Genomic DNA, 13,020 nt, shown 5'->3' with positions numbered 1-13,020 from the left:
CCGGCAACAATGTGCTTGATGGCAGAGACGGTAACGACACACTCATCGGGGGTTTGGGCTCCGACACATTGACTGGGGGCAATGGAGCAGACGTCTTCACCTTCAACGCTTGGAACGAAACGGGAGTTGGCGACCTGCGGGACATCATCACCGACTTCAACAGCCTGCAGGGTGACAAGATCGATCTGACCCACTTCGACGCCAATCTGCTTACCGCTGGCATCAACGGCTTCAACTTCATCGGCGCCAATGACTTCAGCGGCGCTGGGCAACTACGCTTCGTCGACCATGTACTTTCAGGCAATGTCAGCGGCAATGCTGGCCCGGACTTCGAGATTCAGTTGGTGGGTGTGAATACCTTCAGCGCCCACGATCTGGTGGTCTGAGGCGTTCATCGCAAAAACGGCTCCCGGCCTGTGAAGCAGGCCGGGGCCAAAAAAAACGCCCGGGGCGCCTTTTTTTGTGCGCAACGTCTCAGTTAACCCAACACGCCCAAATCCTTGGCCCGCGCCACCGCTTGGGTTCTGCGTTCAACCCCAAGCTTGCTGTTGATATGACTGGCATGGGTCTTCACCGTGTGCAGGGAAATAAACAACTGATCGCTGATTTCCTGGTTCGAGCAACCTTGGGCGATCAATCGCAGGACCGCCAGCTCACGGGTACTGAGGGTTTCCGCGCCTGTGGATATCTCCAACGCCGGACGTGAGATTGCGGCAGGCAGTTTGTCGACAAGGTTTTGCGAAACCGTTGTCGGTGCACAGAGTTGAAGTTGCCCGCGCATCCAATCCGAATGTTCGGCTAACAATCCGTCAAACGGTTGCAGCACACCACCCGCCGCCGCTTCCAGTGCCTGCGCCAGCGCCTTGCGCGCCTCTGGCTCGCGTCCACCCGCCAGCAACAACGTAATCTTCTGCGTCAGCGCCATCACACTGAGCATCTGCCGGCCCGTTTGCTGCCCGTGCTCCAGCAGCGCATTCAATCGCCCTTCCGCCAGCATCGGCTGGCCCTGAATCACATCAAGCAGCGCTTGTTGCAGTTCGATGTGCAGTGGCAGCTGTGGATGGAATTCCGGCGGCGCGGCGGCGCGTTCGCCGTTGTAGGTCTGGCCCAAGCGTACGAGCCAGGCTTCGGCCAGGTCGGTGCGGCCCTGGGCCAGCCAAAGTTCGCATTTGACCAAGGTGATCATCGCCAGGTAGTAGATCGGCGGGACGTCCCAGATGTGCATCAGTCGTTCGGCTTCGGCCAGTTCGGCGAAGGCTTTGGCGAATTCGCCGCGGCTGCCCTCCAGCCTGGCGATCACACAATGGCCGATCAAGACGCTGATATCGCGACAGGCCCGGGCTTCGCTCAAACCAGCCTGCAAACGCAAGCGCGCGGCCTCTGGCTGCAAGCGCAGGGCCAGCAGGAAGCCTTCATACAAGATCAGACGGGCCCGCACCGCATACAGCCGTTGTGGCGACAAGCCCTGCAGGCGTTGCAGACCCTGGTGAACTTCATCCAGCGAACGCAGAATTTCCCCTCGCGCCTGCAACACCCGGGCACGATCGTAATGGGCCAGAGCCTCGAACAATGGATTGCCGACGCGCTGCGCCAGCTCCAGGGACTCCCGGTTCAACCCCCGGGCACGCCACAAGTCGCCATCGGCGATGGCCAGGTTGGACAAGGTCGAGAGGCACATCAGTCGCTGGCCGTAACGTTTGGCCGGCAGGCTCTCCAGCGCTTCGGTGCAATAGAGCAGCGTCAATTCACGATTGCCGCGCCCTCGGGCGATGATGCCGCTCAGGGCAAGCCATTGCGCCAGCATGGACTTCTGCGCCGTGGCCGATGGCGCCGGCAGGAAACGGCTCAAGTGATTGGCCAGCTCTTCGGCAGCGTCCAGCTGACAGGCCAGCCCCAGTGCCCAGCTGTAGAGCACGATCAGCCGTGGTGTGCTGATCAGCAGGCTGTCGGGCAAGTCCATTTTCCAGCGCAGCAGCATGCCGACGTTTTGCTCCGCCAGCAGTTGTTCTTCCGACAGGTTTTGCACCAGGTTGGCCGCAACGTCCAGGTGACCGGCGCGCAAGGCCTGCTCCACGGCCTCGTCGAGCAACCCTTGGGCGTTGAACCAGCGGCAGGCACGCAAATGCAGGCTGGCTGCCGGCACCAGGGCCTGGGTTTTGGGTCGCGTGCGCAACAAGTCGGAAAAGAGATGGTGATAACGATACCAGTGACCGTGCTCATCCAGCGGCACCAGGAAAACCTGGTGGGCCAACAGGAAGCGCAGGATTTCCGCGCTGTCATGGGCCTCGCGCACGGCGTCGCACAGCGCGCTGCAAAAACGTTCCTGGGGCGCGGTGTCATATAGGAATGACTGCACTTCGGCAGGCAAACAATCGATGACTTCTTCCAGCAGGTAGTCGCGAATCAGCCCCTCCCCGCCGTGTAGCGACTGCGGCAATGCACCCTCGCTGCCGGCTTCAGACGCCGCCAGCAGCCAGAACCGCAGGCCGGCCACCCAGCCTTCGCTGCGCTGGATCAGGTTTTCCAGGGCCTCGCCGCGCAATGAGCTGCTGTGGCGATCAAGCAGGGTCAGGGCTTCGTCATGGGTCAGGCGCAGATCCTGCTCATGCAGTTCAAGAAGTTGTCGCGACAGCCGCAGTCGCGCCAGATGCCAGTCGGGACGCTGCCGACTGGTGACCATCACCAGCAGGCCGTCGGGCAGGTGATTGAGGAAAAATTGCAGGCAGCGATCGAGCACCGGCCCCTGGGCCAAGTGATAGTCATCCAGCACCAGTAACAAAGGTGTACTCGGCGACAGGTGCACAGCCAGTTCATCGAGCAAACCGTCCAGCCATTCTTCGAAGGCAAACGGTTGATGGCGCTGGCGCATTTTCAGCAGCCCGAGTGCCTTGCTGCCCAATTGCGGGAAATAGTCTTGAAGACCTTCAAGCAGACGCTCAAGGAAGCGGCCCGGATCATTGTCCCGGGGGCTCAAGCCCAACCAGAGGCTTTGCCAATGCGCCGGCAGCCCCTGGCAGAACTCCACCGCCAGCGAACTCTTGCCGAACCCCGCCGGGGCGCTGACCAGCAGCAACCGACCACCCAGCCCCGCACTCAGGCGCTCGCACAGGCGGGGTCGCAGCACATGGCCGTCAGGCAGCGGGGGCCGGAAGAAACGCCCGTCCAGTGCCGCGACGGCAACGTTTGCAGGACCCGGAAGTGGGGACAGATCAGTCATGGCCGGCTCTTGTTTGAAATGCTGTTGGCGGCGTTGCAGATGTCCGCAGACTAGCGGTAAACGAAGAGGTATTGAAGGTAGTTGCTACAAATGGCTACAAAAAGACTACATGCAAAGATGTCAGCGGTTTTTCTGATGGAACGTGTCGTCCCCTTCGCGAGCAAGCCCGCTCCCACACTCGACCGTATTCTTCCGGGAGAACTCGGTTAAATGTGGGAGCGGGCTTGCTCGCGAAGAGGCCAGCGCAATCACCACACCTTTCCAGCCAGGCAAAAAAAACGCCCCGAACCAGTCGGGGCGTTTTTCGAGGATGCGGCCTCTGTCTACGGCGTGTTAGCGAACACCATCCTGACGCAGTGCGGCCGGGGTAAAGTCGCTGGTGGTGGCGGTGAAGCCGAAGTCATACGCCGATTTTTCTTCGTTCTTCATGCCCAGCGCCAGGTAGCGACCCGATTGCAGGTCATACAAGGTTTCCAGGGCGTACCACGGCACTTGCTTGTCGTAGTAGTTCTCGGCGTGGGCTTCTGCAACGCGCCACAGTTGATTACGACCGTCGTAATGGTCGATCACCGCAGCCTGCCAGGTGTCTTCGTCGATGTAGAAGTCACGTTTGGCATAGATGTGGCGCTGACCTTCCTTCAGGGTGGCAACCACATGCCAGACCCGGCGCAGCTCGTAACGAGCCAGGTCCTGGTTGATGTGGCCGGCCTTGATGATGTCGGCGTATTTCAGCTTCGGATCGTCGAGCTTGTAGCTGTCGGAGGCGATGTACATCTCTTTCTTGCCTTCGAGTTTCCAGTCGTAGCGATCCGGCGCACCGTTGTACATGTCCAGGTTGTCGGAAGTACGCAGGCCATCGGCGGCGGTACCCGGCCCGTCATAGGACACTTGCGGAGCGCGACGTACACGACGCTGACCGGCGTTGTAGACCCACGCCGAACGCGGTTCCTTCACCTGGTCGAGAGTTTCGTGCACCAGCAGCACGCCACCGGCCAGACGTGCCGGCGCGGTCACTTTCTGCTTGAAGTAGAACAGGATGTTGCCCGGGTTTTTCGGGTCGTAGTCCTTCATTTTATCGCGGAAGACGAACTGGTCCTGGAAGTACACCAGGCTGAACGAGCCGTTCGGCTGTGGCGTGGCCTGGGTCACCAGACGGGTCACGCTGCCGCCGCGATAGCGGGTGATGTGGTTCCAGATGACTTCCACGCCGCTTTTCGGAATCGGGAACGGGACGGCGGTTTCGAAGTTTTCCAGACCGTTGCCGCCGGACACCAGGTTGGTGTTGGTGGCGTTTTTCTTGATGGCGGCAAACACGTCATCCGGCACGGTGGCACCGCGATGGGACGGGTAGACCGGCATCTTGAAGGTTTCCGGGTAGCGCTTGAACATCGCGTACTGGCCCGGGGCAAGCTTCTCTTTGTATTGGTCAACGTTCTGCGCGGTAATGGTGAACAGCGGCTTTTCACTGGCGTACGGGTCGGACAGGAAGCCCTTGCTGTCAACGGAGCCGGCCGTTTTGGCCATCGGTTTCCAGGCCGGGATCGAACCGTCGGCATTGCCCGCCATCTCGGCGCCCATCGGGGTCAGGCTCTTGCCCAGCTTGTCCGCTTCAGCGGCAGGCACCGCGGCCATGACGCCTGTCGCCAGCAGCGACAGCCCCAGAACACCGGCGTGGAACAGACTCTTTGTTATTTTCATAGGTGTGTTCGTCCTGAAAAAGCAGTGCTTAGAAGTTCACGCCGAAGCTGAGCGCGACAAAGTCACGGTCATCCACGGTGGTGTACTTGCCATCAAAGAAATTGGTGTAGGCCAGGCTTGCGGTGTAGGTGTTCTGGTATTCGGCATCGACACCCAGGCTCACCGCTTTGCGACCTTCCTCGAAGTTGCCGCCAGGGCCTGGCGAGTAACCGCTGACGTCATGGGACCAGGCCACGTTCGGCTTGAGGTTCACGCCGGCAAACACGTCGTTGTATTCCCAGATGGCCCGACCGCGATAACCCCACGAGGTCGCCGTGGTGAAGCCTTCGTTGGTGCAGTTGCGGCTGCGGTTGTTCTGTGGCGAACCTGGACCGGCGCCATTGATGGTGCTGGCATTGAGGATGTTGGCGCAGGTATCGGCAGTACCAGTGGCTGGCAGTTCACCCGGACCGTAGACCGGATCACGGCCGTAACGGACATCGGAAGTGCTTTCCAGGCCGCCGACGTGGGTCACGCCCACTTCGCCCACCAGGGTCAGACGGCTCGCGCCCATGACCTGGTCGAAGAAGTGCGTCAGGGTGGTCTGGAACTGGGTAATTTCCTTACGGCGATAGCCGTGCAGGTCCTGGCCCGGCACGCCGGTCAGCAAGGACGCGTTGGACAAGGCGCCACCGATCGGACGTACACCGGCGAACAGGATGTCGGTGGAGTTCAGTTGCACCGGCGCGTTCGGACGGTAGCTGAGTTCACCGCTCCACGCCGTACCGGTAGGCAGAGTGGTGGAGAAGCTCAAACCGTACAGACGGATGTCTTCCGGGTATTCGACGAAGTATTGCGAGTTGCCTGCCACCAACAGTGGCGCGAGTGCCGCGAACGGCCCTGGCAACGCACGCGCGGTGTTATAGACCGACTGCGGGGCCCCCGTGGCGCTGAAGATCGGCGCACGGCTGTGGTAGTTCATGAAGTACGCGCCGAACTCGGTGTCCAGCGGGTCGAACATGTATTTAAGGGACGCGCCCCACTGGCCACTGTCACGGGCATCGCGATCCGGACCGCGACGCACCAGCACACCTTCTTCGTTAACGTCGACACCGGCGCCGCCCAATGGGCCCAACGCAACGGCTGGAATCTGCGAACGCTTGTTCAGCACGCGCAGGTTGCTGTCGCAACCGTCGGCAATGATATCTGGCTGGGAGAAGAACGTGCCGCAGTTGTCGACGACGGTCTGGTCCCACTCGAGCTGGTAGAAGGCCTCGGCCGACAGGCTTTCGGTCAGGCTCTGGGACACGTAGAACATGTTGACCGGAATCAGGCCTTCCTTGATCTCGGCACCCGGACGACGGAACGCGGACACGTCGATCGGGTTGATCGAGTTGATGCCGCCGCCGATGAAGGTACTTTCACCCCAGCTCACTACTTGCTTGCCCAGACGCACGGAACCCGGCTGATCGGCAATGGAGTAGTTGTGGTAGACGAAGGCATCGAGGATCTGCCCGCCGGAGGATTTGGCGCCTTCCTTGCGGTTGTGGTCGCTGATGTCCTTGAACTCCCGACTTTCGTCCTTGAGTTCAAAGTCGTACCAGTATTTGCCACGGACGAAGACCCCGGTATCGCCGTATTTCAACTCAAGGTCGTGGATGCCCTTGAAGATTTTCGAGAAGGTTTCCCCGCTCTTGAAGTTTGCGTGACCGTCATCGGACGTCTGCGACAGGCCGTGGCCGCCATTGTTGACGCCGATGAGGTTCTTGTTGGGACTCTGAGTAGACCAACTGGCACCGATCGACAGGGATGAGTCGAACTGACCTTCGATTTCACCGACGTTGAAACTGACGCCGAATGCAGGCCCGGCGAGCGAAGAGGCGAGACTGACCGCCAGGGGCAGTTTCGCCCGGCGCCAGAACTGGTTTACTGATGTCATCGACGCTACTCCATGTGCATTATTGTTATGGCAGTGAGTACTTTTAAAAACGTTGTGGATGACCGGAAGCCAAGGCGTCCCGAATTCAATCCCAATGTGCATCGCCCCGTTTGTGCGTTTGCTCCGTTCTTAAAAATCCTTGAGCGGACTATAGCCAGCAGGTAGTACTGCTTGATCCCTCTAAAGTGTGATTTGCAGCTGCCGGCCACTCTGGAACAGTCCTTTCGCCAGTCCGACACATGTCGGCACGGCAAGGATGGCTGAAAATTCGGATTTCACAAGCCAAGCGCTTGCTTGGTGGGGCTGGCGTGCCTTTTCGGGCACGCCAGTGGAGGTCAGGACGCGCTTAAAGCGTCGAGAGGAAGGTGCTGTTGTTAGCCTGCCATTCGGTGATGTCGAGGCGGATACGCTTCTTGTCGAGCTTGCCGACGCTGGTCTTGGGAATTTCAGTAACAAGGGCGATCTGGCTCGGGATTGCCCACTTGCTCAGGTGCCCCAATTCAACGAACGGCTTGAGGTGTTCCTTGAGTTCTTTGGCCCCGATCACATGGCCCTCACGGATCACCAGCAAGGCAAATGGTCGCTCGCCCCACTGCGGATCGGCGATGCCCACCACTGCTACTTCGCGTACCGCTACGTGACGGCTGATCAAATCTTCGAGGTCCAGGGACGAGATCCACTCGCCGCCGGTCTTGATCACGTCCTTGATCCGGTCGCGAATGTCGATCACGCCCATGCTGTCGAGGGTCGCCACGTCGCCGGTGTGCAGCCAGCCGCCGGCCCAGAGCTCGGCGCCCTTCTGCGGCTCGTTGAAATAGCCTTCGGTGAGCCACGGCGCACGCAGTACCAGTTCACCCTGGGTTTCGCCATCGGCGGGCAGGAAATTGCCGTCAGTGTCGACGATTGCCGCCTCCACCAGTGGCCCCGGCACGCCGGCCTTGATCCGGTACGTGGTGCGTTCGTCTTCGGTGCCGGCCATCAACTCGTCATTGAGGTGAGCGCACGAAACCAATGGCCCGGTTTCCGACATGCCGTAGGCGGCCGTCAACTGAATGCCCTTGGCCTTGGCGGCTTCGTACAAGGCGCGGTTCAGCGCGCTGCCGCCGATGACGATTTTCCAGCCGCCGAAATCGGTGTTCTGCGCCGCTTTGGCGTTGAGGACCATTTGCAGGATGGTCGGCACACAATGGGAAAAGGTGACCTTCTCCTTGCGCCACAGCTCCACCAGGTATTCCGGGTCATAGCGGCCGGGATAAACCTGCTTGAGCCCGAGCATCGTCGCCACGTATGGCAAGCCCCAGGCGTGCACGTGGAACATCGGCGTAATCGGCATATAGACGTCGTTGGTGCCCAACAGCCGCACACTGTCGATGGCGCCCATGATGGTCGACACGCCGAGGGTGTGCAGCACCAGTTGCCGATGAGTGAAGTACACGCCTTTCGGATTGCCGGTGGTGCCGGTGGTGTAGAAAGTGGTCGCGACGGAGTTTTCGTCGAAATCCTGGAAGTCGTATTGCGTGCTCGCAGCGGCCAGCAACTGCTCGTACTCGCCGACAAGGTTCGGCAAGTCGGCGGTTTTTTCCGGCAGGTCGGTCAGCAGCAGGGTTTTCTCGACGGTGGTCAGGTGCCCGGCGATGGCCTGGTACAGGCCCACGAACTCACTGTTGACCAGCACGAAGCGGTCCTCGGCGTGGTTCATGGTGTAGAGGATCTGTTCCGGTGACAGGCGCACGTTGATGGTGTGGATCACCGCGCCGATCATCGGAATGGCGAACATGCACTCCAGGTAACGATGGCTGTCCCAGTCCATTACCGCCACGGTATCGCCAGCCTTGACCCCGGCCGCCGTCAGCACGTTGGCCAGCCGTGCGACCCGTTCGATCAGGGTCGGATAGCTGTAGCGCAACTGGTCGCGGTACACGATCTCGCGGGTTTTCTCGTAACGAGCGCCGGACATCAGCAGTCGTTTAATCAGCAACGGATACTGGTAGGCGCCTTCGGCTGGCGGGATAACGCGAGTCTGCAACATAAGAATCCCTTTTCTGACTGCACGGTCTTGGCTTTGGAGATAAGCACTCTAGAGCCGTTATACCGCAGCTAAATCAGCCAAAGGTATGATTTGCACAACCATACAAATGCTAGCTTTGCGCCAGCACTTGCAGGATTTCATCACCGGTTATGCCGTTTGTCCTACAGCGGCCTCAGACGGGGTCCGTGGGAAAACCAGTGCAGCCACGAAGGTCAACACCGCGAAACCCGCCAATATCAGGTAAAGCCCTACAAATCCCTGGCGCGGTTCGACAAACGAAATCAGCGGAATCGCCGTCGCACTGGCGCCGAAGGATAAACAGTAACGCAGGGCGAAGACCCGGGATTGCCATTGCGGCGCGACGAAGTTGGCGACCATCGCGTCATTCACCGTGACCTGGCCAAACACCACGAACATGAACGCCGCGCCCAGCGCAATCACGGCCCAGCCGTCGACGTAGGCCAACCCGAACAGCAGAGGCGCCTGGCACAGCGTCAACACGATGAACGGCCATTTCAGGCTGAACTGATGCAAGATTCGGCCAATGCTCAACTGTGCTACGGCACCGAAGGCATACGCCAGGCTGACCACGACGCCCAGGGTTTGCGGCGAGGCGAACAGGTCGTGCAGGCGCTCTTGAAACAGTTTGGGGTAGGTCATGGTCGTGGCGTTGAACACCACGCCGCCGGTGGCCGTGGCCAGCGCGAGTACGCCGAACACCATGACCATGGAAATCCGCTGGCCGGCCGCGCCTTTGAGCGGTGAGTGGGGACGTTTGGGGATCGGCTCTTCACACACCTGCAAGGCAAAGCCGATGCCCAGGGCAATCGCCACCACGCCCGGCAGAATGAATGCCGAACGCCAGCCGAATTGCGCCACCAGCAACCCGGTGATCAATGCCGAAAACGCCACGCCGAGGTTGCCCCACATGCCGTTGATACCGATTTCCCGGCCACGGTTCTGCGCGTAGGCCACCAACATCGCAGTGCCGACCGGGTGGTAGATCGCGGCGAAAATCCCGATCAGCGTCAGGCCGAGTACCAGCATCGGTACGCTGTTGCTCAACCCGGTAAAGATCGCCGAAGCGCCGATGCCGAAGAAAAACACCAGGATCATTTGCCGCCGACTCCAGTGATCCCCCAGCCAACCGGCCGGTAGCGAACAGGCGCCAAAGGCAATGAAGCCCCCAAGTGACAGGCCGATCAGCGCGGCGTAGTCCAGCGCGAAAGCCTGGGTCATGCCAAGGATGGCGGCGGGAAAAATCAGCATGAACATGTGGTCGATCACATGGGCTGCGTTGATGTAGCGGATGACATTTCTGGACTGGTTCATCGCGGCACGCTTTACGTTGTAGTGAGCGGCTTATGCTAAGTTGGCGAAAAAGCGTATTCCTGACAACAAAGTCATCGGATCTGACATGTTAATCAGCCATTTCCTGCACGGCCCGGTCAGCGCCTACCCACGGGATTACGTGGACGGTGCTCATCAGGAACTGCATCAACACCGCGAAGCGCAGTTGCTCTATGCGGTGTACGGCACCATGCGTGTGGTCACGGCGCAAGGCGCGTGGGTCATTCCGCCGACCCGGGCGGTGTGGATTCCGCCGCTTGTGGAACATGAGATTTTCATGTCGGGCGAGGTGCGCATGCGCTCGCTATTCATTGCCGCCGAACTGTCGCCGCCGAGCCTGCAACAGTGCTGTGTGCTGGCCGTCACGCCGTTGCTGCGCGAACTGATCCTGCGCGCGGTGCAAGGTCCGCAACACGCGGAAAACCCGTTGATTCAGAGCCTGATGCTCGAAGAAATCGCCGGCCTGGACAACCTTCCCCTGCACATTCCGATGCCCGAGGACCGTCGCCTGCAAGGCATCTGCCTCGCGTTGCTGCGCACACCCGATCACCCCAACACCCTGGAAGACTGGGCACAGCAGGTCGGCGCCAGTTCACGCACCCTGGCGCGGCTGTTCCAGCAACAACTGCAGATGAATTTCAATGCCTGGCGCCAACAACTGCGCCTGATGGAAGCCCTGCCCCGCCTGCTCGCCGGGGAAAGCGTGCAGAGCGTGGCGCGGGATCTGGGCTACGGCAGCGCCCGGGCGTTCAGCGCGATGTTTCGCCGTTTGCTTGGGGAAAATCCCCGGGAATACCTGAACGCACTGAACAAATTGAGCGAACTCAATCCGCTTCTGTAGGAGCTGCCGCAGGCTGCGATCTTTTGGCGTTTTCGATGACGCTAAAGATCAAAAGATCGCAGCCTTCGGCAGCTCCTACAAGGGTCCGCGTTTTATCAATGCATCTCGGTAAACGCGAGTTTCACACCGATGGCGATCAGCACCGCGCCCATGGTCCGGTCGAACCAGTGACCCATGCGAGCGAAACCGGCGCGTACCCGTTGTTGGCTGAACAGCCTGGCCACTAGGCAGAACCACAGCGCCGTGGCAAAGGCGAGGTAAATTCCGTAGCCGGCCTGCACCGCCAGCGGTGTGTGCGGGTTGATTACCACGGTGAACAGCGACAGGAAAAACAACGTGGCTTTCGGGTTCAGGCCATTGGTCACGAAACCCGAGGTGAAAGCACCACGGGCGGTGCGCTCACCGACTTCCTTGTGCAGGTCGTCAGTCACCGGTTTGGCCGGTTGCGCGCGCAAGGCCTTGAAGCCGATGTACAGCAGGTACGCGGCGGCGGCCCATTTCAAGGCGTTGAACAGCACGATGGACTGCGACACGATCAGGCCAATGCCAAGCAGCGAATACCCGACATGCAGGAAAATCGCCGTGCCCACACCCAATGCGGTCCAGGTCCCGGCACGTCGACCGTGGGTTACGCTCTCACGCACCACCACGGCAAAGTCCGGGCCGGGGCTGGCCACGGCCAGCAGGTGAATCAGGGCAACGGTCAAGAATTCTGTCCAGTACATGGGGGCTCCTCTGGGGCAGATCGGTCAAATTGAAAATTCACAGGTTTGAAGCCATCCCCCGTGGGAGCGGGCTTGCTCGCGAAGAGGGCGTGTCAGTCGATGTAAATGTTGCCTGACACACCGCCTTCGCGAGCAAGCCCGCTCCCACAAGGGGTCAGCGCTCAGTCCGGTAGTGCGTAACCATATGTTTCATCTGGTAGGCTCGGCAGATTACGCCTTCAGTTCATTGCACAAAAGGTACAGTTGATGACGAACTCTCGCCGCGCCGTTTTCCTCGACCATCCGTCACTGGATCTGGGCGACCTCGACCTGACGCCTTTGCGCGACTGTTTCAGCGACTTGCAATTGTTCGCCCAGACCACGCCGGACCAGGTGATCGAACGCCTCAAGGGCGCCACTGTTGCGATCAGCAACAAGATCCTGATCGATGCAACCGCCATCGCCGCCAGCCCTGAACTCAAGCTGATTCTGATCACCGCCACCGGCACCAACAACGTCGATCTGGCCGCCGCCCGCGCCCACGGGATTACCGTTTGCAACTGCCAGGGCTACGGCACGCCGTCGGTGGCTCAGCACACGATCATGCTGCTGCTGAACCTGGCGACACGTCTGGCGGATTACCAAAAAGCCGTCGGCGAAGGTCGCTGGCAGCAGGCCAAACAGTTCTGCCTGCTGGATTACCCGATCGTCGAACTCGAAGGCAAAACCCTCGGCCTGCTCGGCCACGGCGAACTGGGCGGCGCCGTCGCGCGGTTGGCGCAAGCCTTCGGTATGCGTGTGTTGCTGGGGCAGATTCCCGGCCGCCCTGCCCGCCCGGATCGTTTGCCACTGAATGAACTGCTGCCGCAAATCGACGCCCTGACCTTGCATTGCCCGCTCAACGAACACACCCGCCACTTCATCGGCGCCCGTGAGCTGGCCTCGATGAAACCCGGTGCCTTCGTGGTCAACACCGCTCGCGGTGGCTTGATCGACGAGCAGGCGTTGGCCGATGCCTTGCGTAACGGTCACTTGGGCGGTGCGGCCACGGATGTGCTGAGTGTCGAGCCGCCGGTCAACGGCAATCCACTGCTGGCCGCTGACATCCCTCGCTTGATTGTCACCCCGCACAACGCTTGGGGCAGTCGCGAGGCGCGTCAGCGGATCGTTGGCCAGTTGACTGAAAACGCTCTGGCGTTCTTCAGCGGTACAGCGCTGCGGGTCGTCAGTTGATAAACTGCCGCACTTTTTTCAAGGAGCAGA

The 13,020-nt window shown here is 60.4% G+C and carries 9 protein-coding genes; 3 read left to right on the top strand and 6 right to left on the bottom strand.

Annotation, left to right across the window (positions count from 1 at the left end; translation table 11 throughout):
- On the top strand, positions 1 to 386 hold a 386-nt coding region (locus HB680_RS30640), incomplete at its 5' end, for a M10 family metallopeptidase C-terminal domain-containing protein (RefSeq protein ID WP_213942027.1).
- 92 nt (positions 387 to 478) lie between these two features.
- Here the strand turns inward: HB680_RS30640 and HB680_RS30635 are convergent.
- The 5 genes from HB680_RS30635 to HB680_RS30615 form a co-directional block, all read right to left on the bottom strand.
- Positions 479 to 3,217, bottom strand: coding sequence for a LuxR C-terminal-related transcriptional regulator (locus HB680_RS30635; RefSeq protein ID WP_213942026.1), 2,739 nt, complete (start codon positions 3,215 to 3,217; stop codon positions 479 to 481).
- Between the two features lie 333 nt (positions 3,218 to 3,550).
- Complete coding sequence (locus HB680_RS30630) at positions 3,551 to 4,915, bottom strand: DUF1329 domain-containing protein (RefSeq protein ID WP_213942025.1); 1,365 nt, start codon at positions 4,913 to 4,915, stop codon at positions 3,551 to 3,553.
- Positions 4,916 to 4,943: 28 nt separating this feature from the next.
- Positions 4,944 to 6,833: a DUF1302 domain-containing protein gene (locus HB680_RS30625; protein ID WP_213942024.1), complete on the bottom strand. Its 1,890-nt coding sequence runs from the start codon at positions 6,831 to 6,833 to the stop codon at positions 4,944 to 4,946.
- A 346-nt stretch (positions 6,834 to 7,179) separates the two neighbouring features.
- Positions 7,180 to 8,862 (bottom strand): fatty acid--CoA ligase, encoded by a 1,683-nt coding sequence (locus HB680_RS30620; RefSeq protein WP_213942023.1) that lies wholly within the window; start codon positions 8,860 to 8,862, stop codon positions 7,180 to 7,182.
- Between the two features lie 147 nt (positions 8,863 to 9,009).
- Entirely contained in the window at positions 9,010 to 10,194 is a 1,185-nt protein-coding gene (locus HB680_RS30615) for an MFS transporter (protein WP_213942022.1), read from the bottom strand.
- A gap of 85 nt (positions 10,195 to 10,279) precedes the next feature.
- Between HB680_RS30615 and HB680_RS30610 the strand changes: the two genes are divergently transcribed.
- Positions 10,280 to 11,053 carry a helix-turn-helix transcriptional regulator gene (locus HB680_RS30610; protein WP_213942021.1) on the top strand — a complete coding sequence of 258 codons (774 nt, stop codon included), beginning with the start codon at positions 10,280 to 10,282 and terminating at the stop codon, positions 11,051 to 11,053.
- Between the two features lie 95 nt (positions 11,054 to 11,148).
- Here HB680_RS30610 and HB680_RS30605 read toward each other — a convergent pair whose 3' ends face one another.
- Positions 11,149 to 11,778, bottom strand: a complete 630-nt coding sequence (locus HB680_RS30605) for a LysE family transporter (protein WP_054045614.1) — start codon at positions 11,776 to 11,778, stop codon at positions 11,149 to 11,151.
- Positions 11,779 to 12,024: 246 nt separating this feature from the next.
- Between HB680_RS30605 and HB680_RS30600 the strand changes: the two genes are divergently transcribed.
- Positions 12,025 to 12,990 (top strand): 2-hydroxyacid dehydrogenase, encoded by a 966-nt coding sequence (locus HB680_RS30600; protein WP_213942020.1) that lies wholly within the window; start codon positions 12,025 to 12,027, stop codon positions 12,988 to 12,990.
- Positions 12,991 to 13,020 lie beyond the last annotated feature (30 nt).

Origin of the sequence: Pseudomonas sp. dw_612 (assembly GCF_018449725.1) — a bacterium.
GTDB lineage: Bacteria > Pseudomonadota > Gammaproteobacteria > Pseudomonadales > Pseudomonadaceae > Aquipseudomonas.
The sequence above is the reverse complement of the archived record's forward strand: the minus strand, read 5'-3'. Positions and strand labels throughout refer to the sequence as shown.

Coding starts and splice junctions, on each gene's coding strand:
- HB680_RS30605 (WP_054045614.1), bottom strand. CDS start 11,778: ATGTACTGGACAGAATTCTTGACCGTTGCCCTGATTCACCTGCTGGCC.
- HB680_RS30630 (WP_213942025.1), bottom strand. CDS start 4,915: ATGAAAATAACAAAGAGTCTGTTCCACGCCGGTGTTCTGGGGCTGTCG.
- HB680_RS30615 (WP_213942022.1), bottom strand. CDS start 10,194: ATGAACCAGTCCAGAAATGTCATCCGCTACATCAACGCAGCCCATGTG.
- HB680_RS30620 (WP_213942023.1), bottom strand. CDS start 8,862: ATGTTGCAGACTCGCGTTATCCCGCCAGCCGAAGGCGCCTACCAGTAT.
- HB680_RS30635 (WP_213942026.1), bottom strand. CDS start 3,217: ATGACTGATCTGTCCCCACTTCCGGGTCCTGCAAACGTTGCCGTCGCG.
- HB680_RS30625 (WP_213942024.1), bottom strand. CDS start 6,833: ATGACATCAGTAAACCAGTTCTGGCGCCGGGCGAAACTGCCCCTGGCG.
- HB680_RS30610 (WP_213942021.1), top strand. CDS start 10,280: ATGTTAATCAGCCATTTCCTGCACGGCCCGGTCAGCGCCTACCCACGG.
- HB680_RS30600 (WP_213942020.1), top strand. CDS start 12,025: ATGACGAACTCTCGCCGCGCCGTTTTCCTCGACCATCCGTCACTGGAT.